The 25,711-nt window shown below is 37.2% G+C and carries 22 protein-coding genes; 3 read left to right on the top strand and 19 right to left on the bottom strand.

Annotation, left to right across the window (positions count from 1 at the left end):
- Window positions 1-20: 20 nt before the first annotated feature.
- The 8 genes from IGJ19_RS05620 to IGJ19_RS05585 form a co-directional block, all read right to left on the bottom strand.
- Window positions 21-545 carry a hypothetical protein gene (locus IGJ19_RS05620; RefSeq protein ID WP_071866409.1) on the bottom strand — a complete coding sequence of 175 codons (525 nt, stop codon included), beginning with the start codon at window positions 543-545 and terminating at the stop codon, window positions 21-23.
- A gap of 98 nt (window positions 546-643) precedes the next feature.
- Window positions 644-1,246 carry a hypothetical protein gene (locus IGJ19_RS05615; protein ID WP_071866408.1) on the bottom strand — a complete coding sequence of 201 codons (603 nt, stop codon included), beginning with the start codon at window positions 1,244-1,246 and terminating at the stop codon, window positions 644-646.
- 41 nt (window positions 1,247-1,287) lie between these two features.
- On the bottom strand, window positions 1,288-1,626 hold the full coding sequence (locus tag IGJ19_RS05610) for an LPXTG cell wall anchor domain-containing protein (RefSeq protein WP_065096554.1): 339 nt from the start codon (window positions 1,624-1,626) through the stop codon (window positions 1,288-1,290).
- 375 nt (window positions 1,627-2,001) lie between these two features.
- Window positions 2,002-3,474, bottom strand: a complete 1,473-nt coding sequence (locus IGJ19_RS05605; RefSeq protein ID WP_086334571.1) for a helix-turn-helix domain-containing protein — start codon at window positions 3,472-3,474, stop codon at window positions 2,002-2,004.
- Window positions 3,475-3,796: 322 nt separating this feature from the next.
- Complete coding sequence (locus IGJ19_RS05600) at window positions 3,797-5,290, bottom strand: helix-turn-helix domain-containing protein (protein WP_142433200.1); 1,494 nt, start codon at window positions 5,288-5,290, stop codon at window positions 3,797-3,799.
- Window positions 5,291-5,703: 413 nt separating this feature from the next.
- Window positions 5,704-6,651 (bottom strand): ABC transporter ATP-binding protein, encoded by a 948-nt coding sequence (locus IGJ19_RS05595; protein WP_074799730.1) that lies wholly within the window; start codon window positions 6,649-6,651, stop codon window positions 5,704-5,706.
- Entirely contained in the window at window positions 6,648-8,186 is a 1,539-nt protein-coding gene (locus IGJ19_RS05590; RefSeq protein ID WP_071866404.1) for an ABC transporter permease/substrate-binding protein, read from the bottom strand. Before IGJ19_RS05590 ends, IGJ19_RS05595 begins: the two co-directional genes overlap by 4 nt.
- 129 nt (window positions 8,187-8,315) lie before the next feature.
- Complete coding sequence (locus tag IGJ19_RS05585; RefSeq protein ID WP_010735720.1) at window positions 8,316-8,531, bottom strand: hypothetical protein; 216 nt, start codon at window positions 8,529-8,531, stop codon at window positions 8,316-8,318.
- A 511-nt stretch (window positions 8,532-9,042) separates the two neighbouring features.
- Here IGJ19_RS05585 and IGJ19_RS05580 point away from each other — a divergent pair.
- On the top strand, window positions 9,043-9,708 hold the full coding sequence (locus tag IGJ19_RS05580) for a YitT family protein (protein WP_071866403.1): 666 nt from the start codon (window positions 9,043-9,045) through the stop codon (window positions 9,706-9,708).
- A 79-nt stretch (window positions 9,709-9,787) separates the two neighbouring features.
- On the opposite strand, the gene IGJ19_RS05575 is transcribed toward IGJ19_RS05580, so the two are convergent.
- The 5 genes from IGJ19_RS05575 to IGJ19_RS05555 form a co-directional block, all read right to left on the bottom strand.
- The gene (locus tag IGJ19_RS05575) at window positions 9,788-10,843 is read right to left on the bottom strand and encodes a zinc-binding alcohol dehydrogenase family protein (protein ID WP_086334569.1); all 1,056 of its coding nucleotides are present in this window, start codon (window positions 10,841-10,843) and stop codon (window positions 9,788-9,790) included.
- A 151-nt stretch (window positions 10,844-10,994) separates the two neighbouring features.
- Entirely contained in the window at window positions 10,995-11,687 is a 693-nt protein-coding gene (locus tag IGJ19_RS05570; protein WP_142433201.1) for a hypothetical protein, read from the bottom strand.
- Between the two features lie 62 nt (window positions 11,688-11,749).
- Window positions 11,750-12,718 (bottom strand): LacI family DNA-binding transcriptional regulator, encoded by a 969-nt coding sequence (locus IGJ19_RS05565; RefSeq protein WP_010735724.1) that lies wholly within the window; start codon window positions 12,716-12,718, stop codon window positions 11,750-11,752.
- Between the two features lie 160 nt (window positions 12,719-12,878).
- Window positions 12,879-13,640: an alpha/beta fold hydrolase gene (locus IGJ19_RS05560; protein WP_142433202.1), complete on the bottom strand. Its 762-nt coding sequence runs from the start codon at window positions 13,638-13,640 to the stop codon at window positions 12,879-12,881.
- 8 nt (window positions 13,641-13,648) lie between these two features.
- Complete coding sequence (locus IGJ19_RS05555) at window positions 13,649-14,035, bottom strand: hypothetical protein (RefSeq protein ID WP_071866400.1); 387 nt, start codon at window positions 14,033-14,035, stop codon at window positions 13,649-13,651.
- Between the two features lie 137 nt (window positions 14,036-14,172).
- On the opposite strand from IGJ19_RS05555, the gene IGJ19_RS05550 reads away from it, so the two are divergent.
- Both IGJ19_RS05550 and IGJ19_RS05545 read left to right on the top strand, forming a co-directional pair.
- On the top strand, window positions 14,173-14,721 hold the full coding sequence (locus IGJ19_RS05550) for a DUF2179 domain-containing protein (RefSeq protein WP_019724126.1): 549 nt from the start codon (window positions 14,173-14,175) through the stop codon (window positions 14,719-14,721).
- A gap of 138 nt (window positions 14,722-14,859) precedes the next feature.
- Window positions 14,860-15,471 (top strand): hypothetical protein, encoded by a 612-nt coding sequence (locus tag IGJ19_RS05545; protein ID WP_071866399.1) that lies wholly within the window; start codon window positions 14,860-14,862, stop codon window positions 15,469-15,471.
- A gap of 164 nt (window positions 15,472-15,635) precedes the next feature.
- On the opposite strand, the gene IGJ19_RS05540 is transcribed toward IGJ19_RS05545, so the two are convergent.
- The 6 genes from IGJ19_RS05540 to parE form a co-directional block, all read right to left on the bottom strand.
- On the bottom strand, window positions 15,636-16,487 hold the full coding sequence (locus IGJ19_RS05540) for a DUF1803 domain-containing protein (RefSeq protein WP_074799733.1): 852 nt from the start codon (window positions 16,485-16,487) through the stop codon (window positions 15,636-15,638).
- A gap of 98 nt (window positions 16,488-16,585) precedes the next feature.
- Window positions 16,586-17,512, bottom strand: a complete 927-nt coding sequence (locus tag IGJ19_RS05535) for a manganese-dependent inorganic pyrophosphatase (RefSeq protein WP_019724232.1) — start codon at window positions 17,510-17,512, stop codon at window positions 16,586-16,588.
- A gap of 84 nt (window positions 17,513-17,596) precedes the next feature.
- Entirely contained in the window at window positions 17,597-18,358 is a 762-nt protein-coding gene (pflA, locus tag IGJ19_RS05530) for a pyruvate formate-lyase-activating protein (protein ID WP_019724233.1), read from the bottom strand.
- 196 nt (window positions 18,359-18,554) lie between these two features.
- Entirely contained in the window at window positions 18,555-20,786 is a 2,232-nt protein-coding gene (gene pflB / locus IGJ19_RS05525; protein WP_071866397.1) for a formate C-acetyltransferase, read from the bottom strand.
- 272 nt (window positions 20,787-21,058) lie between these two features.
- Window positions 21,059-23,509, bottom strand: a complete 2,451-nt coding sequence (gene parC / locus IGJ19_RS05520; RefSeq protein ID WP_074799735.1) for a DNA topoisomerase IV subunit A — start codon at window positions 23,507-23,509, stop codon at window positions 21,059-21,061.
- An 11-nt stretch (window positions 23,510-23,520) separates the two neighbouring features.
- The gene (gene parE, locus IGJ19_RS05515; RefSeq protein WP_023519491.1) at window positions 23,521-25,566 is read right to left on the bottom strand and encodes a DNA topoisomerase IV subunit B; all 2,046 of its coding nucleotides are present in this window, start codon (window positions 25,564-25,566) and stop codon (window positions 23,521-23,523) included.
- Window positions 25,567-25,711: the final 145 nt, after the last annotated feature.

Here is a 25,711-nt window from a genome sequence, read left to right as displayed (position 1 = left end):
ATGTTAACTTCAATCAGCGATCAACTAATATTGATTGTACCATCGATCGTTGTTGTATTGACCAATTTTTCTTCGTTATAAATATTGTATAAAATTCTAACATCATGACTGCCAGCATCAGGTAGATTCTCAAAAGGGATAGAGTCTATTCGGTTGTTTGGAGGAATCAATCCTGATTTATACAATTGTTTATTATTGGATGCTAGATAGTATTCTACTTGGATATTGAATGCATTCTGACCATTATTACGTACATCGACACTCGCTTTTCCTTCTTTATCAACCTCTATATCATGTTTCAAAAGAATACGCATTTTGTCTTTATCCACTTGATCTTGCATTGCTTTTAAAATATCTTCATTACTCAATCTTGACAGATTATCATCTAAATCAGGCAACCCTGCCACTACTTGAGGAGGAGATTGATTAAAATAAAAGTATCCGCCAATCCCTGCTACAAGACATACGAGTAGCAAAGAAAACAAGATATAAGTTCTCTTCTTTTTACTATGATTCTTTTTTTCAATATTATTACTATGTGCCATTTTTCTCAACCTCCTTTCTCAAATTATAAGTGAAAAGTCTTTCATTCAGACTCTTTCTACTAAATTAGGTAATGGAATACTTATCAACTTTGCTAAGATTAGTTAGCCAATGCAGAAAAATGGAATGACATCGTGTATGCAGGTGTCACAATAACATCTTGTTGGAATGGACTAGTGATTGCTCCTTCAAATTTCAAGGATTTTGTTTGGCCTGTCCCAATAGTTGTCAAATAAGTACGAGTATCCAAGAACTGTCCAGAAGCACTTTGCAAACGAACCGCTGCTTCATTTAATGGTGTAAAGAACAAATCTTGAGTGATCCCAGTTGAGCTTGTCTCCGCAAAACTTTCTACTTCGATCATCACTCTATGTGAAGTTGAATTATTTGTCATTGCATATAATGGTGAAACGATCTCTGGTTGAGGGGTTCCATCTTCTGCCATCGCATTTGCATATCTTACAGTCGTAGGGATCGTGATATCGATATAGCGTTTATCTTCTGGATCAACTGGATCCCATTCTCCGATCCACCCTGAAACTTGAACATCGGCTTTGTCATCACCTTTAATCGTTTGCCCCGGTGTATTATCTGGTTGTCCAGGAATCCATCCCAAATCATTGGCAGCAGCGTTCATTGATCCAAGTCCCAAACCACTTAATAAAATTGTAGATACAATCGCTAAATTACTTAGCTTCTTCATATTGAATTTCTCTCCTTGCTGAAATAACCTATATTATTTCACTAAATTTTTTGTAGTCGTTCTTCTTTTTGATTGAACGTATAAAACAATCCTATCGAAAAAAGAGTAAGCAATAAACCGATCAAAGCAATTCCATTGGTCAAACGTTCCCCAGTTTGTGGGAAATTAGAGGAAGAACCTTCACTTTTGTTTGATGTTGGACCTGTAGCTTGCTGTTCTTCATTTTGGGTACTCTGCCCTGTGTCGTCTTGATTTTCGGAACTATTACCTAAATCACCGATCGTTGCTTCGACATGAACTGTTTGTATTTCTGATTGTTGAGCATGATAGACAGTTGGGCTCATAACGCATAACAGCAACACACCTATCATGTAATACATCGTCTTTTTTATCTTACCCTTCACCTCCTAATATAAACGACACGATTCCCACAAAACAATTATCCTTAAAAAACCAACACTTTTAAAACCAAGTTTTACCGCCAGTTTGGTAAATAAAATAAGAATATATAGTTATTTATTTTAGTAACAAATACAAACAAGACTTACAATTATTGACTAATACCCCATATATAACAGTGATAAGATAGCATTATAGAGTCCATATGAAACCAAGAAAAAATAAATAACATATTATTTTAACCAACCAGTCTGAACTTTTCTTAATAATTCCCACCAAAAGAAATAATTGAGTAAGATATCGCGGAATCGAATAACTATCCTGAAACAATTGCCAACTGATTTTTGTATAGTAGATCAAATCTCAGCAAGTTCATCCACTTTGATGTGATAGTACTCGACCAATTTATCAATGATCGCTTCATCTAAATAGTTAGAAATCCCAAGAGTAGGCACTTCAAAGTAGTCATTGGAATATATATCTGTCAGAAGACAATCAAACTTTTTTAAATAATCATTTTGTATTTTTGTCGCAGGGTTGAGAATCTCTATATTGATATTATGTCGAAAATAAAATTTGATTTCCTCTTTGAGCATACGCATATGATCATAAGAACTATCTAATAATAGTGCGACATGGAGTTTTATCTTTTGCTTCCGTACTTGTACCCATAGCTCTGACCAGGAAGTCAACAACTTGAAGACGGATTGATGGATCATTTCATCTAGATAGCTATGAAATGCAGATCCTAATGTCTGATAAATCTCAAAAAAACGTTCTTCTAGATCTTTAACTAGTGTGGGACTGTCTCTTTTTACGTTTTGAAAGAATTCTCGTTTCTTATTATGTAAAATATAGGTGGGTCTTACCATATTCATGGTTGTCCAATAAATATCATGAATCAATTGATCACGATTTTCACAAACTATACCAAACTTATTTTCTAAGTATTCTATTACTTGATTAAGTTTATTTTTTTGATTTACTGCATCAACTTGGACATTTAAATATTGTAATCGTAAAGTTGGATGAATCGGTTGATAAAACTCATAGAAAAGTTGTTGGAGGTTTTCTTCTCTTAGATGGACAGCAAAATTTTCATCGATACGTCCTAAAAGTTCTGTTTCATTTGCGAAATGTTGAAAAATAAACGGTACATTCCCCGATATCAACTTATAATCTTGCTTTAAACGAATAAAACATATAAATAAATGAAATTTCATATTTCCTAAAAACAAGTGGCTGTCATTATTGACTAATGCCCAGATCGTATTCTCTTTTACAAATACTTCGATGATATCCGTGATCAGAGAGATATCATCGATTTTCATTAGATTCTCAGGTAAATTATATTTTTCTGCAAAGAAAGCAGAAAAAAAATCTCTAATATTCCCTTCATTACCTACAATATCGAGATGATTATTGATTTTAAAATCATACTTACTGATGACTTGATTAATTCGATTAATAATACGTGATACTTGTGTTTCAGATATATATAAACTATCACTTAGATCATCTTTTGAACTTACTTTTCTAAAAAATAGTGTTTCAAGTAAGGTATATTCCAAACTCTTACTCAAAATTTTTGAATAGATGAATGCTTTCGGTGTTTTCAGATTTTTCTTTAGCAATACTCCTGATCTAAAGGAGGTTTCAATTGTCAGTGGTGCAATCATCTCATTGATTTGCGAAAGATCATTTCGAGTTGTTTTTTCTGAGCTTTCGATCATTTCGGCTAATTCAGCTGTCGTCATCCACTGAGTATCCCATAATATTTCCAAAATCTTCAACTGACGTTTCAAACGTCCATCTAAGATTTCTCTCATTTCGTTTCCACCTCTCCAAACAAAAAATATTGAACGTCTACATTATTTTTAACATAGTGATTTATCTAAAAATAATCTCAATCTACCGACTGCTTGGTAAAATAACGATAGAACTTATAGGGAAATGTATTGAAAATATCAATAATTCCATCATTAAAAAAATTGGTATAGTTGAATAAAGATAAGGTATTCTCATTTATTCAGTGATTGTTCTATTTACAACTATTTTCAAAGTGAGTATTTACCAATGGTTTATTGGATTTTTATTAATTAAGAACAAGAAAAGATATGCCAGTTTAGGCATATCTAACAAATTGGATTATTAAATAGATTGCATCACAAGTTCTTTTCTAAATAACTGGATACTTTCTTTTCTGTTTATAATAAAAGTATGCAATTTGTGAATGAACTCATTATCGAAATAATGAGGAATACCAATGACCCTCGATTGTTCGACGGACCCTCGGATTGTACAAACATCTGTCAACACACAGTCATATTTTTCTAATTTTGATTGGCTAAACAGATCAAATGGTGACAAGATATCAACGGAATATGTACTTCTAAAATGCATTTCGATTTCTTCTTTTAACATACGCAAATGACCGATGGGTACATCCAAGATCAATGCGGCTTTGATCTGATGAGTCTTTTTCATCTCGATCCTAAAATCAGACCACTGCGTAACCAAACTATAAATCGATTGATACACCATATTTTTCTTATCAAATGCTTTAAGTTCAAGTTCTTCATATATTTCTGCAAAACACTCTCTTAATTCAATCATGATCGTTTGATTTTCACCCATTAATTCCAAAACAAATTCTTCAATCACATTATTCAATATAAAAGTCGGCCCAGTGATTCGAAAACTACTCCATAAAATGTCAGCAATCAATGTATCACTATGGGAACACTCAATATTAAATCGTTGGGATAAATCTTTGATCAGTCGTTCAATTTTACTATGTAAGGATGATTGGAAAATACCTAACTGTTGACAAGATCCGGTCACTTTAAAAGGTTCGCAATAGTTGGCAAATAGGTTGTATAATACGTCTTCGTTCAGTTTAATTTCAAAGCATTCTTTGCATTTACGTTTTAATTCTTCATCATTCAAAATCGTTTTGTAGCTAAACACAGTTGCTTTTTTTTCAATAAAAGCGCCTTGCTTACATCGATATAGCGCAGCAAGTACTTTTAAATGTATTTTATTTAATAAAAAATGATGTTGGTCATTCGCTTCAATAATCGTTATGTTTTCCTCATAAAAACATTGGATCAATCGATCGATTAATTCAAACTCTTCTTTTAAAAGAAGCGTTTCCGCTGAAAGATATTTTTCATACATCAAACTAGCAAATAATTTACGAATATTTATCTCTGAACCTTCAATCGTCAATTCGTGACTGATTTGTATCGAAAATTTATCTAAAACTGAATTTAGCTTGGTCAGTAAGCGGTTCAACTGTGTCTCTGAAATAAACAAGCAATCACATAACTCACCTTTAGTAAGATTCGGATTGATAAAAATTTCTTCAATGATCTGACATTCGATGCAGTTTTGTAAAAATAAAGAATAAAGATGTGTCTTTGAGACTCCGAGTGTTTTATCCAAGAAAACACCATGTTTAAAAGATGTTTCAATTTTAAGCGGTTTGATTATTTCATTCAAATGTTTGATATCCGTTCGTATCGTCTTTTCCACTCCCCCGATGACTTGAACAATTTTTGATACGGTCAACCATTCATTCTCCCACAGCAATTCTAATAATGCCAATTGCCTGGTACTTTGTTTATTTAATATTCCTTTCATTTTACTCCCCCAAATCTAATAAAAAAGCACAGTAATAAACAAAAAAATAACAACCCGACTGTGATTTTTCCATTTTTTTCTTATATGATTATTCAATTTTTATTTAAAGTTATCATTGAAATAAGATTTCCCCAAAAATATATGTACTATTACTTAATCATAATTTTAAAATATAAATCACCTTATGTCTACAAGAAAAATGAAGATAACGTGAGATATTTTTAATTTTTGACTAAATAATATCCGTAATGATAAATGATCGAGTAAAAGCATCCAAAAAATTATGCCTTTATTCGATCATTTCTTTATTTGTTATTCTAATACGTTTTTAAATAACTTTTATTGATTTATACCTTCTTTAGTGTAGTTATCTAAATAATTCATGGATCACATATCTAAAACATCCAAATGAATCAAATCTGCTTCCCACTTAAAAATGCAAAGACATTTTCTCTAGATATCTCTCCAATAGGTATTTCTTGCTTGTAGATGTTGACTTTTTCGACTTTTTCTAATTGAGCAAATAATTGTTTTAATGGTGTATCAATCTGAACCACTCTTCGTTGTTCAGTGATCTCTTTCTCAAAAAAGCCAGCAAGAATAAGTTGTTCAACTGTCTGGTCATTGTCTTGGATCGATTCCTCGAAGAAACTACGAACAAAGTCATTTTCAGGATGCATCAATAATCGCTCTGGTGTATCACATTGGATCAATACCCCTTCTTTCATCACAGCGATCCGATCCCCTAATTTGATTGCTTCTTCCATGTTATGGGTAACAAAAACAATTGTCGTACCTAATTCTTTATGAAGTGACAAAACGAGCTCCTGTAAGGAAGTTCTTGATAGAGGGTCCAATGCACTGAAAGGTTCGTCCATCAAGATCACTTCTGGATTTGCTGCTAGTGCCCGAATGATCCCTACACGCTGTTGTTCTCCTCCAGATAATTCTTGTGGCATTCGATCACGATAGACATCAGGATCTAAACCAACTTTTGCCAGTAACTGATCCGAAGTCTCGGATCGTTTCTGTTTTTCCCAGCCTAACATTTCAGGGATCACTTCGATATTCTGCTTGACAGTCATCGTTGGAAACAATGCGATCTGTTGCAAGACATACCCCATTTGCCAACGCATTTTTTGCAAGTTATAGTCCTTTAATGATTTACCTTTGAAATATACCTCCCCCACACTTGGTAAAGACAGCCCATTGATCATTTTTAGTGAAGTTGTCTTGCCACTTCCCGAAGGACCTACCAATACAAAGATCTCTCCCTCATTGATCGAAAGGTCTAATTGTCTAATTGCATATTTATCATTAAAGATTTTCTGGACGTTTTTAAATTCAATCAGTTCGGTCAATTGTTACCCTCCTTCACTAACCCTTGGTCAACCAGAAATTGTCTTGCCACTTCAGCTGGTTGTTTTTTCTCGACATTTACTTGATAATTCATCGTTTGCATCTGTTCCTCAGTTATTTTACCGCTAAGTTTCTCTAGAGCAGCCACGACTTCTGGATGGTCATTGGCAAAATCTTCATTCATCAATGGTGCGCCTTGGTACGTAGGGAACAATCCCCGATCATCTTCTAGGACGACTAAATCGTATTGTTTCAGTTCACTGTCGGTCGAATAGGCATCCACAACATTGACATCGCCATTATTTATTGCTTGATAACGTAAACTAGGTTCCATGCTTTGGACACTCGGAAAATCTAACTGATAAAGTTCCTGTATCCCTTTGTACCCATCCGCACGATCGATAAATTCTAACGTGAATCCTGCCTTGATTTGATTCTCGATTTTAGCTAAATCAGAAATTGATTTTAATTGGTGTTCATCCGCAAAGTCACGTTTAACAGCAAGAGCATATGTGTTTTGATAAGCCATCGGACTTAAAAGTGTCATTGAGAACTGTTCATTTAACAGTTTATTGGCCTCATGATAAGTTTCTTCTTTGGTTAATTTTTGGTCCTTGACTGATTCAGGAACTGTAACCAAACTCTCTAATACTGTTCCAGTAAACTCTGGATAAATATCGATTTGTTTGTTTTCTAAAGCACTGAATAAAAAACTCGTTTTGCCGAAATTCGGTTTTAATTCGACTTCCGCTTCGGTTTCTTCTTCGATCAACCCTTTGTACATCTGGATCAATATATCTGGTTCTGCACCAAGCTTACCGGCAATCGTGATTTTCTCTTGTTTCAAGAAACCAGTTTGATATATGGAAGCACCTGCGACTAAAGTCAAAATCAAGCCTAAAGTGATCATCGTATAACGAGGTTTCAAGTGTTGTAATAGACGGATCAAGCTACTGAAAACAATGGCTAACAAGGCAGAACTGATTGCGCCGATCAAAGTTAAAACAGGTGTATTCCGATCGATCCCTAACAAGATAAATGTTCCTAGCCCGCCTGCACCGATCAAGGCTGCTAATGTTGCTGTCCCAATGATCAATACCAACGCAGTGCGGATACCTGAGATTATGACAGGCAGCGCGATGGGTAACTCTACTTTGATCAATCTTCGAAAACGAGACATCCCAAAAGCAACTGCTGCTTCTTCGATTGATGGATCGATTTCTGCTAACCCTATATAAGTGCTTTGAAATATTGGTAATAAGGCATATAAAATCAAGGCGATCAACGCCGGTAAAGTGCCGATCCCTACAAATGGAATCAATAATCCTAAAAGTGCAAGTGAGGGAATGGTTTGCAGTACACTCGTTACTTGTAACAAAAATTCTGCCATTCTTTTATGGTTGACTGCCCAAATAGCAAGTGGGATCGCAATTACTGCGGCAATCAATAATGCAATCAATGAAATAGATAAGTGCTGAAATGTTGCTGCGAATAATTCTTCTTTTCTCTCATTGAGCGTTTCGATAAACGTATTCATATGACCTTCCTTTCTGTTCTCCTTTAAGTATAAACATAGCGAAGTAAATCCCCAACTAAGTTGTTTTAAAAAAAACTTGCAATCGACTAGATGGTGAGAAGTGATTGCAAGTTTTGTTTTTGTATTTAGTTATTTTGAATCATACGTAGCTCTATGTTGATAGAAGGTTTCTTCATACCTGCGTTTTCGTTCATTTTGTCGATACTTTTTTTCATCCCACATCACAAACCATAATACAAACGAAGGTAAAAAAATCAATAATGCTGTTTGTAACCCATAATTACCTATAATAATTCCAAAAAATAAAATCAACAACATCGCACCAAAACGTCTCATTGATTGCATCTCTGATCACCTCTATTATTTTATACCGAACAATTGTTCGCTCTTTTATTATACGAACAATCGTTCCCGTTGTAAAGTAGAAGTTGGAATTTTGAACAAAAAAAAACAGCCAGTAACTTTTAAAATCTCGTGGGGGAGATACTTGTTTACTGGCTTGTTCAATAATTATTATACTTTAAGTTGTGTGTCAGTGACCAAAAAAGTAAAAATCGGTTGTTTTAACATCATAATCGTTAAATTTGATAAAATAATTTATGTTTTTTTATCTTTAAATATTTTTTTTTATTTATCACGCTCTTTTATTCACTCTTTTTTTATCCCCTAAATTATGCACTACATCTTTTTACAGAGAATCATTTTTGATTTAAATGATTGTTTTACTAGGAGTGATTGACCGAAATTAAATATGCTTCATTATGTATATTTTTTTCTATTTACCTATTGAATTTATACAGTCGTTCAGTGTAATATAAAGATTGCTGAAAATTTTCAAAAAGAAAAGAGGTTAGAGATGAAACAAGTAAAATTTTTATTAGACTTATGTGGAATTATTTTGGGGGCTGCTCTTTATGGATTAGCGGTAACCGGAATCAATCTCCCTTCAAAATTAGCTGACGGTGGTGTCACAGGAATTGCTCTTTTACTTAATCATTTATTTGGCTTTGCGCCTTCCATCACCTCACTGATCATAAATTTACCTTTATTGCTGATTTCCTTGTTTATTTTTGGAAAACATGCATTTATTCGAACGATCGTCGGAACATTTTCTCTAGTCTTCTTCTTGCATGTATGGGAAAATTTAAATGTCCACTTTGCTGTTGGAAATCTTTTAGTGAATAGTCTAATGACTGGCATTCTTTCGGGAATCGGTTGTGGCTTAGTTTTTCGTTTTGGGGGCAGCACTGGCGGAACAGATATCGTTTATCAAGCAATTGAAAAATATTATCATGTGAATATCGGGAAAAGTCTATTTGTTATCACGTTTGGGATTTTAGTTGTGTCTTTGTTGTATTTGGATTTTACGCATTTTGCCTATACTCTTTTGAGTTGCTCAATTTTATCTTATACATTGAATAAAGTGAAGTACTTCCGCTTCGCTAATCCTTTCAAAAAAATCACAGCTCCATCCCCAACAGTCAATCAATTAGAGCCTCTGGAAGATTCATATATAGATTGAACCATTATCATAAAAAGCAACTACCTTCTCAAATAGTCTTCTATTTTGAGAAGGTAGTTGCTTTTTATAGTAATCCTTACTAGATGTCTTGTAGATCCAATGAACCACTGGTTTTGAACCCACCCGACAGAACGACTTTTCCTTGTTGGCCACCTTCACTCACCAACTTCATCGCTTGTTCAAGTGAAGCTCGGTTGATACCATCTGAGTAAACAGTTGTTACGTGGCTATGAAGTTTATTTTCTTCAAATAACTTTGTCAATGTCTCTAGGATCGCGCCTTGTGTTGCGATTTCTTTATTATGATCTGTTTTTGTGAAAACATACTCCCAATGGAAGCTGATTGAATCATTTTTATATTCATTCCAATCGATTTTCTCTTTTGTATTGACGATCATGCCAATATGCCCTAAAGGTTGAATGATTTTTTTTATTTCTGGTAGGTAGGATTCAATATCATACAACACTGCGATATAGTCAACACCATCGCTCCCAGCTTGTTTTAATTGGTCATAAAGAGAATGATGGTAATCAATTGGAACGTCTACGCCATTTTTTTCAAGCCATCCAAAATTTTGAGGACTAGCGGTAGCATACACTTTCATCCCCGTCCACTTCGCTAGTTGCGTCATGATCGAACCAACACCACCTCCCCCATTGATCACCAAAAGCTCTTTCCCTTCATTCGCTTTTTCTTGAGGAACTAATTGAAACTTTTCAAATAGCAATTCATAGGCAGTAAGTGCAGTCAATGGAATCCCAGCAGCGGCTTCGTCACTAAGATTCTTAGGAGCTTTCGCAACGATCCGTGCATCAACGATTTGATACTCTTGTTGACTCCCTTCACGTTGAGTCGTTCCTGCATAATAGACACGGTCATTTAGCTTGAAATCCTTTACAGCCGAGCCCATTTCCCGAACATAACCCACGCTATCATAGCCGAGTACGGTAAATGTTTTTTCTTTGACGATTTCTCTTCGCTTCGTATCTACAGGATTGATCGAAAGTGCTACAACTTCGATCAATAAGTCGTGTTCGCCAGGTTTTGGTACCATAATATCTTCTTCAATCAATTGCGGATAAGGGGTCTCACAAGTAAAACCAAACCTTTTCATTGATGAGGGTCTATTTATCATTTTACTATTCCTTTCTACTGCAATAATATAGTCGGTCAAAAAAAAGCTGTTCCACTCCAACCTCCAGACATTTTTTCACAAGTCCTGCTTGTTTCTTATTTGTCTGAATGTTTGAAGGAACAACTTTTTCTCATACTTGAGTAGTCACTACTTATTGGAAATAACCATTGCCTTTCAAGGAATTACCTTGGTCATTGATCAGGCCTTCCAACGAACGATCTAATACTCCGTGAGTTTTCTTACTTGAACTTTTCTCTTGGTTCATTGTTACACCTTTTTTTCCATCATAGGGTGTATTTTCTGTTTCAAATAAAAGATATGCATTCTTTTCTTTTTTGATCGAAGCGAGCAATTCTTCTTCAGAGATTTTATTTTTTTTCGGATCAGGAATGATCGAAGCTGGTACGTACTTAGGTACAAAATAAGAACGTTCTCTTCCCGAACGATTGAATACACTTCGTGATTGGCTTGTTTTTTCCTGTGTTGGTCTTTGCTCTGAAGGACTGGCATGACGAGTATAGCCGAAATTCGTCTGACTGTTTCGTTTTGTTTGTGTTTTTTTACTCTGTCTATAGTCTGGCAAATTTTGTTTATGTTTTGCTAGATTTGCTTTTTGTGTCGAAGCATGCCGAACATTGACTGTCGAATGAGGATTTTTTTCATTTTTTGAATAATCTTCAAAATGAAATTCATTGATTTGTTCGAACAATGGTTTGTCGCTTGTATCGGTCATCAGATCATCTTGCCCGTCAAACAGCACACGTCTATTTTCATTTTTTAACTTTACCCCTATATGATCATCGTATGCAGGAAAGCGAAAATGTTTTCGTTTGATTTCTGTCATGTAAACCATCCTTTTTAAGTGGACTTTCTCTTATAATAGCACAAATCGTCTATTTTCTATAGCTAAGCGTTAGTCTTATTTAACTTTCTTGTCGTTTCACGAATGATCAATTCTGGGAAAAAGTGGCGATATCCTTGGCTTGCTCCTTTTTCAGTAATTTTCTTTAATAACATTTCGCCGCACACTTCCCCCATACGAATGATGTCTTGTTTAACGGTAGTCAGTTTTGGGGAACTGATTTGATCAAGAAATACGCCATCAAAACCAATGACGCCAAATTGATCGGGTAACTGCCCACCAACTTGTGTGATGCCACGAACAATACCAAGCGCTAAGCGATCAGAACTGCAAACAAAACACGTTTTATCTGAAAATTCATCCCAATGTTCTGTGATATATTTTTCTGGTGTGGTGGAATGATTATCAAAACGCAGCATTTTCGGAGTTAGCCCAGCCTCTTCCATCACTTTTAGATAGCCCGCTTCTCTAGATAGTTCAAAAGGTTCTGCTTCATCGATGCCGATATAAACAACCGTTTGATAACCAACTTCTAAGGCATATTGTGTCGCTTTGGCGGTTCCGTATTGATTATCGCTATCAACATAATCATAGCCCATACGATTTTCACCAAATAACACAACTGGCTTTTCTAGACGATTGATCCAATCAAAATCTCTTTGACGCACGCCAGTGATGATATAACCATCGCAGGACCCAACATCAAAAGCATCGTTGGTCACTAATTGCAAGGAATAGTGCTCTTTACCAATCCTTTTGGCAATCCCCATAAGTAAATTCATATAATAGGGTTCCGTGGTATCGATTTCCTCAAGAATAAACAACTTGATGATCTGTGAACGGTTTGAAACTAACGCTTTTGCTGCAATATTCGGACGATAATCCAATTCAGCCATGGCGGTAAAAACTAGTTCCTTTAGCTCATCAGTGACTTGTTCTGGATGATTGATCACCCGAGAAACCGTCATTTTTGAGACATTTGCTCGTTTCGCTACATCTGCCAATGTTGGCATAAGATCTCCCCTTCCATGCCTAATTACATAACTATAGTCATTATAGCAAAGATTCGTGCTAAAAAAGAGCAGCTCCCAAATTGTTCTAAAAAAAAATCTATCTCAGAGAAAATCATTTCCTCTTTTGATAGACGTTTTTCCTATTTAGATATACTGCTTACTATTGGGGCATTTCCATCATTTGACTCAAAAAATCCGCTGCTTCTTCCATCAATGGGACTTCTACCATATGACGTTTTTCCGAAGAAGCACGAAAGACGATTCCCTTACCATAAGATTTGTCTTTGTTTTTTTCGACAAATTTAGACACTTGTTGATAAGGAATCTTTTCATCTTTTTCTCCATGCCAGAAAAACAAGGGACGACCTGCTAATTTTTCTGGTTGTAAAGATAGATCGTAATGGTTGACCCATGAAATCAAGTCAAAATAATCATCTGGCACCTTATATTGAAATTCTTGCGCTCTGCGTGAGATTTCTTTGCCATATTCAAGTGGTGCCGGTGACCCCATCAAACAAATTCCGCCAGTGATTTCTGGGTGTTTGGCTAGCAATCCACAAGTAGTCATTCCACCCATTGACACACCACCCACAGCTAATTTATCTGAAAGAAGTTCACGTTTTTTTAGATGTTCGATCAATGTATCAAACTCGAATAGATTCCCGTAGATACTACTCCAAAAAGTAAAGGAAGGAATTTTTGAAACGGGTTGTTTACGCTCGCCATGATTCATCGCATCTGGAAGCAAAACTCGCATCCCTTTTTTAGCCAGTTTTCTACCTTGAGTCAATACAAGCTCCTTGCTTGTCTGCCAACCATGATAGTAGATCACTACTGGGATTTTCTCTGTCTTCAACTCTTTTTGGACAACTTCTAATACGGGTATGTTTTTGATGGTTCGTTTCAAAATAATTGGATTCACTGATTGATTCACCTGATTTTCATTAGATTGGTTGACCGTAAAGACAACCATAAACTTAGCATGACTTGTACAAGGCATAGTAGCCCAAATGCAATAGTATAAAAATCCATCCTTTTGACAAAGAATAACATGGCGAATATTCCTATGATTCCTAATCCTATGGATAAGGCTGGAGAAATCGACATGTTAAAGAAGCTAGCCACACTACCAAAAATATTACCAATAAACACCATTAGAAAAAGAAAAATACTTAATATTACCCCATCAGTTAGTGAGATTGGGAATAACAAGGAATTCGCTTCAATGGGTTGTTGGATCGCATGGGTCCCTAAATACATACTAAGAAAAATACTACATATATGACTGACTCCAATGACCCTGTTCATTCGCTTCATCGCGCTCACCTGACTCTCTTTATAATTCTATTATAATCATTTTATCATTTTTTTAAAGTAATAAACGTTTATTCTTTTCTTCAATCGCATTATTTCTGATATGATGAACATAGACGCTACTGAAAGGAGTTCTTATTATGTTCGATCCAAAAATGTTAGCGATGATCTTTTTCATCAATTTCGCTTACATCACATTAAATACCTTACGCTTTATGTTGACCATGAAAGGCTATCGCTACATCGCTCCATTAGTTAGTATGGTTGAGATCACTATTTATATCGTTGGTTTATCTCTGGTTTTAGACCGCTTAGATAATCCATTGAATTTGTTCGTTTACGCGTTAGGCTATGCTGTTGGGATCAGTGTTGGGATTGCCATTGAGGATAAATTAGCACTAGGATATATCATGGTAACGACGATCCTACCAGCAAATACTTCAGAGGATAAAAATTTGCCGATCATTCTTCGACAAAATGGGTTTGGAGTGACACAAACGTCAGCAACTGGTTTAGAAGGTGAACGGTTAGTCTTAGAGATTTTATCTCCACGTAAAAGTGAACGTGAGCTTTATCGCTTGATCAAAGAAGTCGAAGAACGTGCTTTTATTATCTCCTACGAACCAAAATATATTTCTGGCGGATTCTGGACAAAGAAAGTGCGCAAACGCCGAAGCAATGTGAAATGAATATACAAAAAATAAACGATGATCCGATGAATTTATTTCATCCGACCATCGTCTATTTATTTGTTTTATTAAAAACCATCGACAATTCCTCATCATTTTGTTATTATATTGTATATCATTAAATTTATGGGAGTACTTATGGAAATACAACAAAAAACAACGACCTATCTACATTGGGGATCTGTTTTTGCCGTTTTGAATGCTTTGCTTTTTTTCTTTTATGCTTATTTTAAGACTTCAAGCATCCCTTGCAACTCATTTGGCTGGTTATTGCTTGACCACTCCGAGCTAAACCAATCGACTGACAACCCAACATTCTTGATTCTTTCTACTTTCTGCGGCCTGATCTTCTCGTTATGTTTCGCCGCCTATTTTGCTAAAAAAAAGATGAATACATTTAATGAAGTAAACGTTATTTTCGTAATACTGAAATCACTGAACCTTTTAACAGCTATGCTCTATACGTTTAATCAAGATTCACTTTTTTTCTTCATTATTAACGGTTTAGTTGTGATTTTAACGATATTTACTTTCTTTATTTTTTCATTGATCACCAAGCAATTAAGAATGCCGATGGTCATACAAACCAGCACCTTTTTCTGTTTTTGCTATAGTCTCGTAGCACTATTCATCCTAGCCTTTGCGCCATCGATCAATTCTGCTAATATCCAAATCACTAGTAATATTCTAGATATCTTGTTTATTGGGAATTTGGCTTATATGATGTGGCATTTTCGTAAAACAGCATGATCCCAATGAGATCTGGACAGGAGTGTTTAGCCTCTTGAAATCAGGCAGCATCCACAAAAATTATTTTTCTAATTTTTGTGGATGCTGCCTGATTTTTCGAAGAGGTTACTTCTGTTCTCACTTTTTTTCGGTTTAGTCGGTGGGTTCCCCGACAATTGTTGAGGTCATATTTTCTTGATATAAGAATAAGATTTTAAATCCAATTGCCCCATGACTTCGACTAACGCTTGTTCTTTAATAAAGGCGGCTTGCATCGGCGTTTCCGTTGAAGGTTCATATTTTTGTAGCAATGCGTCTTTCCTATCCTCTGTTATAGGCAGGAGTAATCGATACTGCTCTTCCTGAGCAACAACCCTCGCTAATAATAAGGCATCTAGAAAAATCGACTCACGGCGTTTTTTGTATTTGTTTTCACAAATCCGTTCGATAATTATTTCTATTTGGTCAAAAAAATAGGTTTCATTCACATCGCCAAGCAACTGTCCTAGCGCCTGAAATTGCTCCGATAGCGGTGTTTGCTGTTTTTGAAGATGGAAGTACGTTGGTAAAGATACCACTTCTTCTCCTTGGGTGAGCGTCCTGAAGCGATAGTTCTCATTCCCTGCTTCCAACCGCACAATCGTAGGGACTGAAAAAGTAGTTGCATAAAAATAAGGAGACGTTGTTTCATGACAGAAATCCCAAATTTCTTCTGATAAGAAGAGATTTCTGCGGTGTTCCGGTTGTTTCATTAATTCATTGATTAATTCTTTAGTCAGTTGCTTGATCTCTGTTTGGAAATCTCCTTGGTCATAGACCGGAAAAGCACAGCGGTAACGGCGATTTTCTCGGATGATCAATCCACTATCGATCATTTGATCAAGAAAGTGTTCCATTTTCTTTTGAGGAAATGCTTTCTTTAGTTGGCGTAAAATCACCTCTTGTGAGCCTTGTTCGATCAAATAGTCGATCATTGGTTGGAAGAGCGGATGCTCAATTAGTTTTCGTTTGTTCTCTAAAGAATAAAAATATTGCATGTCTGTTTACCTGCTTTCTATGTGACACCTTGAATGAAAAAAGCGGGAGGTCCCAGTCAACTGGTTACACTCCCACTCCCTTCTTCCAATCTCATTGCCTAATTGAAAACTTCTGTTAATTGAGGTACCACTTGTTTTTTACGTGAAACGACCCCTTGTAAAAATGCGCGATTGTTTTCTAACTTCACGCCAAAAGCTTGTTCAACTTGTTCTTTTCTTTCGCCAGCAATCAATAATTCTGAGTTGCTGTTCAAGATGTCTGTTACAACAAGAACAAAAAGATCATAACCATTCGTCGCAATCTCTGTTTGCATGGCAGTTTCAAGTTCAGCTTGACGATCCATTACTTCATTTAGATCAACTGTATTGACTTGAGCGATACGAACACTTGCTTCACCCATAGGGAAACTTTTCGCATCTAGATCAAGTAATACTTCTGCTGGTTTATCACTTAGATTTGTACCTGCTTTCAACATGTCTAAACCATACGCTTCTAAGTCCACACCAGAGATTTCAACTAGCTCTTTTGCAGCCAATTGATCTGCTTCTGTTGAAGTTGGTGATTTGAACAACAATGTATCTGAAATGATTGCTGATAACATGATTCCAGCGATTTCTTTCGGAATCTCAATTTGATTTTCTTTAAATAATTTTAGAATGATCGTACTTGTACATCCCACTGGTTCAGCACGATAATACAATGGATTCGCTGTTTCAAAGTTGGCGATACGATGATGGTCAACTACTGCTAAAATCGTCGCTTCCGCAATATCTACCACGCTTTGTTGGAATTCATTATGATCGACAAGCATGACATCTGCTTGTTCCTCTTTGATCGATGTGATCACTCGAGGCGCCTCTAATTTGAAGTAATCTAGTGCAAATTGTGTTTCTTCACTTGGCGTGCCTAAAGCGACAGGCTCAGCGTTTACTCCTAATTGATTTTGCAAATATGAAAATGCAATCGCTGCTCCAATTGCATCTGTATCAGGATTTTGATGACCAAAAACTAAAACTTTTGACATTTGACTCGCTCCTTTTTGTTTTCTCCTATTCAATAATAGCAAAAAAACGGAAAGAAGCAATACTTATCTTCCTTCCGTTCGCGTCTATCTGGTTAAATACTTTGTATAATCTTCGATATGAAGAAGACGTTTTGCATTTTCTACTCGTTCTTTTGTCGGTGGTTCGATTCCTTCTAATGGATACGTCAAACCAAGCGTTTCCCATTTGTATTTACCCATTGTATGATAAGGAAGGATTTCCACACGATCGACATTTTCAAGAGTTTTGATGAATGCATCAAGGCGGATCAAATACTCATCATAGTCACTACGTTCTGGGACTAACACATGACGAATCCAGACAGGTTTCTTGATATCTGAAAGATACTGAGCCATTTCTAAGATATTTTCATTGCCCCAATGAGTTAATTTTTTATGTGCTTCGTTATCGATATGTTTGATATCGAATAACAGTAAGTCCGTATAGTTCATCAACTCTTCAAAACGAGAAAAGAAAGGCTCATCATGGCTAAATGGTTTTCCACATGTGTCGATTGTTGTATGAATGCCACGTTCTTTCGCCTTTTGGAATAATTCGATCAGGAAATCGATCTGCAATAAAGGTTCACCACCACTGATCGTGATCCCTCCTTGTTTACCCCAATAAGAACGGTAACGTTCTGCTTGGTCTAAAATTGCATCCGCGGTATATTCTTTTCCTCCACCAATATTCCAGGTGTCTGGGTTATGGCAAAATTCACAACGCATGCGACAACCTTGCATGAAGACGACAAAGCGAACGCCTGGTCCATCTACAGACCCAAATGTTTCAATCGAATGGACATAGCCTTTAGTTTGTTCTTCCATTTTAATCACTTCTTTTCTTTAGTTTCTTTCGTTATGAGCCACGGACAATGTTGCGACTTCTCAACACGCTGTGAAGAAAAGATCTATCTACTCGCCTCTAACACTAGATATATGCTTTTTTCATATAGTTGTAAAAAAGGAAGACAAAAGCTCATGCGGAACTTTTGCCTTTCCTTTTTACACTGCATTGATTGTCTTACATTCTGTCGTGTGACGTTCTCATTAATACGTCTAATTGTTGTTCTCTTGTCAAGTCACGGAATTTAACCGCATATCCAGAAACACGGATCGTTAAGTTTGGATATTTCATTGGGTTTTCCATTGCATCACGCAATAAGTCATTACTGAATACGTTGACGTTCAAGTGGTATGCTCCTCTTGAGAAATAACCGTCTAAGACGTTACGTAAGTTGTCGATTCTTGTTTCTTCATCTTTCCCTAAACCAGAAGGGTTGATTGTTTGTGTATTAGAGATACCATCACGAGCGTGTGCATAGTTGAATTTCGCAGTTGAGTTCAAGCTTGCAAGTAACCCATTTTGTTCTGCTTGATAACTTGGGTTTGCACCAGGTGCTAAAGGTTTACCAGCTTCACGTCCGTCAGGTGTATTCCCTGTATTTTTTCCGTAAACGACATTTGATGTGATCGTTAATAATGAAGTTGTCGGAGTTGAATTACGGTAAGTTTTATGACGTTTGATTTGACCCATGAAGTATTCTAAGATCCATTCAGCGATCTCATCGGCACGATCATCGTCATTACCATATTTAGGGAAGTCACCAGTTACTTCAAAGTCAACTGTGATCCCTTCTTCATTACGGATTGGTTTAACTTGTGCATATTTGATTGCAGACAAGCTATCTGCTGCGTGAGAGATACCTGCGATACCTGTCGCAAATGTACGTTTCAAGTCAGTATCCATGACTGCTAATTGTGCTGCTTCATAAGAATATTTGTCGTGCATATAGTGGATGATGTTTAGCGTATTGACATAAAGCTCAGCTAACCAGTCCATGATGTTCATGAAGTTGTGTTTTACTTCTTCAAAGTCTAATGTGTCGCTTGTGATCGGACGATACTCAGGACCTACTTGTGCGCCTGTCATTTCATCCACACCACCGTTGATCGCATATAACAAAGCTTTAGCTAAGTTTGCGCGAGCACCGAAGAATTGCATATCTTTACCAACAACAGTTCCAGATACACAACATGCGATCGCACAGTCGTCTGAACCCCATTGTTCACGAAGCAAGTTATCATTTTCAAATTGGATCGAAGAACTTTCGATCGCAATTTTACTTGCATACGTTCTGAAGCCTTCTGGTAAGTTTTCTGAGTATAAAACAGTCAAGTTTGGTTCTGGGGAAGGTCCCATATTTGTCAATGTGTGCAACATACGGAAATCATTTTTTGTGACTAATGAACGTCCGTCTAAGCCCATACCAGCGATTGATAAGGTTGCCCAGATCGGGAAGCCAGAGAACAATTGGTTGTATTCAGGCGTACGTGCAAATTTCACCATACGTAATTTCATTACTAAATGATCGATCAATTCTTGTGCTTCTTTTTCAGTGATCACACCGTTGTCTAAATCACGTTGGATATAAATGTCTAAGAATGCAGAGATACGTCCGATCGACATAGCTGCACCATTTTGAGATTTGATTGCTGCTAGATAACCAAAGTATAACCATTGAACGGCTTCTTTTGCGTTGGCAGCTGGTTTTGAAATGTCATACCCATATTTTGCAGCCATTTCTTTCATTTGAGCTAATGCACGATATTGTTCTGAGATTTCTTCACGAAGACGGATGACCTCTTCACTCATCGTATGGTAGCCTGTATTGTCATGGTCTTTTTTCTTTTGAGCCATCAAATAGTCGATTCCGTACAATGCGATACGACGGTAGTCACCGATGATGCGGCCACGTCCGTAAGCGTCAGGAAGTCCAGTGATGATCTTGTTTTTACGTGCAGCACGCATTTCTGCTGTATAAGCATCGAATACACCTTGGTTATGTGTTTTTCTCCAGTCTGTGAAAATGTGTGTTAACTCTTCTTTTGGCTCATAGCCGTTACTTGTTAACGCATGATTCGCCATGTTGATGCCACCAAATGGCATGAATGCTTGTTTCAAAGGAGTTTCAGTTTGTAGACCGACGATTTGTTCTAAATCTTTGTCTAGGTATCCTGCTTCGTGAGAAGTGATTGTTGATACGACATCTGTATCCATGTCATATACACCATTACGTTCAAATTGGATATCGTTTAATTTTTGCAATTTTTCCCACAAATTTTCTGTTGCTTCAGTGGGTTTTTCTAAAAAGCTGTCATCACCGCGGTATTCTGTATAGTTGTTTTGGATAAAGTCACGTGTATCCACGCCTTCTTTCCACTTAGTTCCTTTAAATCCATTCCATTGTTCCATCGTATGGACCTCCCGTTTCTGTTTTATGTAACAGTTTTTACGTGATAAGTATAACACATGTCACCTCCAATGCAAGGGTTTTCTTGTTTTTTTGTTAACAAATAAAGCGAATATAAAATAATAGTCGTTATTAAAGTTGTTATATAGGCATTTATCTATTGTGAATCTATTCATATTTTGTTTGTGCAAGTCTTAATTTTATGTTAATAAATAAAAATAGCTGGCAACTGTAATAATACAGTTGCCAGCTATTTCATAAAAAACTATAACAGTTATTCCTTGATATCCATCGTTGGAGAATCAATCACCATTTGGACTTCTCCGCCTTTTTTCTCATCTAATACAAATGAACCGTTGGACGTACGATCACCGATTGGATAATCCGTCGGATCGATTGGTAATTCTTGTCCTTTTTGATTGATCAACGTCATCGTTTTGGCGTGGCCCTCTGACATATAGATCACCCGATGTGGTTGTTTCTTCAATTCTCGCAATACAGTCACACCTCGTTTGGCACGTGAAGTCTGGCTGATTTCTTGTGCAAGCATTCGTTTTACTGCCCCACGCTGACTAACGATAACGACAGGCGTATCCCCTTCTGCCAAGACAAGTAAACCATTAACGACATAATCTTCTTCTTTCAAGTTGATCGATTTGACACCTGCAGCCTTCGTTCCAACGACTGGCACTTCAGTCAACGGATAGCGTAGGCCCATTCCTTGATGCGTAACAAGGAAAACATCACGATCTGTTTGTTCTTTTTCAAGATAGACAGCCACTAATTCATCTTCACTGGCTTTTAGCTTCATGCCACTCAATGGACGACTCTTATACGTACGCCATGGTTCAAAATCTGTCATCCGTGTCTGTTTGATCAAGCCGTTTTTACTGATAAATACAAATGTTTTTTCGGAATCGATCTTCTGATAGGGGAATACCGCTAAAATCGATTCATCAACAGCTAGATTCACTATCGTTTGTGAGATATGCTCACCGGCATCTTTCCATTTCAAATCTGGTAGTTCGTGGACTGGGCGATAGATCACATTGGCTTTATTGGTGACCAGTAACAAATGATCTAACGTATTCAGTTCCCCAGCGTATAGAAGATAATCTCCTTCACGCATACCGATTTCTTCTGGTTTTGATGCACTATAGGAACGAAGGCTTGTTCGTTTCACATAGCCTTCACGTGTGACACTGACAATGACATCCTCTTGCGCAACCAATACTTGTGTATCGATTTTGATTTCTTCGATTTCATCTTCGATCATCGTCAAGCGAGAAGAAGCATATTTCTTCTTGACTTCACGTAGTTCTTTTTTCATGACAGAAAATAATTCTTTATCGTTTGAAAGGATTTTATTTAATTCAGTGATCAGAGCAATCAATTCTTGCGATTCACGGCGTAGTTCGGTAATGTCTGTATTCGTCAAACGATAAAGCTGTAACGTCACGATGGCTTCAGCTTGTTCTTCTGTAAATTGGAACATTTGGACTAAATTGTGCTTCGCATCTTTTTTATCTTTACTCTCACGGATCGTTGCAATGACTTCATCTAAAATCGATAGAGCTTTCATCAGCCCTTCAACGATATGTTGTCTTCTTTGCGCTTTCTCCAAGTCAAACTGACTACGTTTGGTGATCACTTGTTTGCGGTGCTCGATGTAACTACTTAAAATATCCTTCAACCCTACTTGATGAGGGGTCATATGATCGATTGCCACCATATTGAAGTTGTAGTTGATCTGTAATTCGGTATTCTTGAATAAATAATTCAAGATTCCTTGAGCGTTAGCGTCTTTTTTCAATTCCACAACGATCTGTAGACCCGTACGATCACTTTCGTCACGAACTTCTGCGATCCCATCGATTTTCTTGTTCAAGCGTATCTCATCCATTTTTTTGACAAGAGTCGCTTTGTTCACTTCGTAAGGAATCTCAGTGATCACGATTTGTTGCTTGTTTCCTTTGATGGATTCAATCGCCGTTTTCGAGCGTAAGATCACTTTTCCACGACCAGTTTCATAAGCTTTCTTGATTTCATCTTTTCCTTGTAAAATGCCCCCAGTTGGAAAGTCAGGACCTGGAATGAATTCCATCAATTTGTCTAAGCTGGCTTGTGGATGGTCGATCATATAGACCGTTCCATCGATGACTTCTGCGAGATTATGCGTTGGTATCTCAGTAGCATAGCCCGCAGAGATACCGGTTGATCCATTGACTAATAGATTGGGGTATCTCGCTGGTAATACAGTCGGCTCTTTTTCAGTGTCATCAAAGTTCCACACAAGGTCGACCGTATTTTTTTCGATATCAGCAAGCATCTCGCCGCTCAATTTCGATAAGCGTGCTTCTGTATAACGCATTGCCGCTGGTGGGTCTCCGTCCATACTTCCGTTGTTTCCGTGCATTTCTACGAGTACTTCTCGTAGTTTCCAATCCTGGCTCATACGAACCATTGCATCATAGATACTGCTGTCACCGTGGGGATGATAATTACCCATGATATTCCCGACAGATTTTGCTGATTTACGGAATCCTTTATCAAACGTATTGCCGTCTTTATTCATCGCAAATAAAATACGACGTTGAACGGGTTTCAGACCATCACGGATATCCGGCAAAGCACGTTCTTGAATAATATATTTCGAGTAACGTCCGAAGCGGTCACCCATCACTTCTTCTAACGTTAATTCTTGGATTTCTTGACGTTCTTCCATTAGGTGACCTCCTATTCTACCTCTACTGATTGTTCATTTTTGTTTTCTTCTGCGCGTTCTTCTTCTAATAGGTCATTAGAAACAGACGCGGAAGTCTCAGTTTCTTCTTTTTTGTCTAGAATACTACGTTCTTCTTCTAAGCTGAATTGGACATGATTTTCAATCCATTTACGACGTGGTTCGACTTTATCCCCCATCAAGGTGGTTACGCGTCGCTCTGCTTGCGCAGCATCATCGATCCTCACCCGGATCAAGGTCCGAGAGGTTGGGTCCATCGTTGTTTCCCATAACTGCTCCGCATTCATCTCCCCAAGACCTTTGTACCGTTGCAACATATAGCCTTTACCGACAGTCTTAATGACTGCAGCTAATTCGTCATCGGTCCAAGCGTACTCGACTACTTGTTTTTTTCCTTGGCCTTTGGACACTTTATATAGAGGCGGTAAAGCAATGTAAACTTTTCCTGCTTCGATCAATGGTTTCATGTAGCGATAGAAAAATGTCAACAATAAGACTTGGATATGAGCACCATCGGTATCCGCATCGGTCATGATGATGATCTTGTCATAGTTACAATCTTCCAGTGAAAATTCAGGGCCAACGCCGGCACCGATCGTATAGATCATCGTATTGATTTCTTCATTTTTTAAGATATCTTGCATTTTTGCTTTTTCGGTATTGATGACTTTTCCTCGAAGTGGCAATATCGCTTGGAATTTCCGATCTCTCCCTTGTTTAGCTGATCCACCGGCTGAATCTCCTTCGACAAGATACAATTCATTTTTCTTAGGGTTTCTCGATTGTGCAGGTGTCAATTTTCCAGAAAGTAATGATTCGCCCTTTTTACGTTTTTTCCCGTTACGGCTTTCTTCTCTGGCTTTACGAGCGGCTTCCCGTGCTTCTCTCGCTTTGATTGCTTTACGAATCAGCATTTGGCTCATCTCACTGTTTTCTTGCAAGTAGAAGCCCATTTGTTCGCTCATGACATTATCAACGACGGAACGAGCAATCGGTGTACCCAGTTTTTCTTTTGTCTGTCCTTCAAATTGTAGCAAATGTTCAGGTACCCGGATCGACAAGACTGTCGCAAGTCCTTCACGGAAGTCACTACCTTCTAGGTTCTTGTCTCGTTCTTTCAACAAGCCTACTTTACGAGCATATTCATTATAGGCTTTGGTCATTGCTGTTTTCATGCCGACTTCATGCGTCCCACCATCTTTTGTTCGCACGTTGTTAACAAACGATAGGACATTTTCAGAATAGCCATCGTTATACTGATAGGCAACTTCTACTTCGATTCCTTCTTTTTCACCAGAGAAATAGACTACTGGCGTCAACGTATCTTTTTCTTCATTTAAATACGCAACGAATTCTTTGATTCCTTCTTCGTAATGAAAGACTTCTTGAACTGTTTCGTCACCTCTTAGATCTGTCAAAGTGATTTTCACACCTTTTAACAGAAATGCAGACTCTCTTAAACGTTCAGATAACGTATCATAGGAAAATTTCGTGGTTGAGAAAATACTATCATCTGGTAAGAAATGAACAGACGTCCCATTGGCTTTCTTCGTTTTGCCAATTTTTTTCAACGTTCCGTCTGGTTTTCCACCTTGTTTGAATGTTTGTTGGTATTCGATACCATCTCGGACGATCGTCACTGTCAGCCATTTAGATAAAGCATTGACGACACTGGCACCTACACCATGAAGTCCACCAGAAGTTTTATATCCTCCTTGACCAAATTTACCACCGGCATGTAGCACAGTGAAAATAACTTCGACCGTTGGAATCCCTGAAGCATGCATACCTACAGGCATACCACGTCCACTATCCGTAACAGTCACACTGTTATCCTCGTGGATCGTCACAGCGATTTCATTTCCGTAGCCTGATAAAGCTTCATCTACGGCATTATCAACGATTTCATAGACTAAATGATGCAAGCCTCGGCTATCAGTCGACCCGATATACATCCCTGGTCGTTTTCTTACTGCTTCTAATCCTTCAAGAACTTGGATCGAGGCATCATTGTATTCATTTTTAATTTTTTTTGCCAAGGCAAACGCTCCTTCAATAATACTTGCGATATAACCGCACCACGCTTATCATACTAGAAAAGTCCTCAAAAAAAAAGAGGGAAGGTCAGAATTACAAGAAACAACCAACTCTCCCCCTTTTTTCATTCTTCTCTCTCTGCATGCC

The sequence above is a fragment of the Enterococcus sp. DIV1368b genome (genome assembly GCF_050529595.1).
GTDB classification, from domain to species: domain Bacteria; phylum Bacillota; class Bacilli; order Lactobacillales; family Enterococcaceae; genus Enterococcus_B; species Enterococcus_B mundtii.
This window is presented reverse-complemented; position numbering and strand designations above follow the sequence as displayed.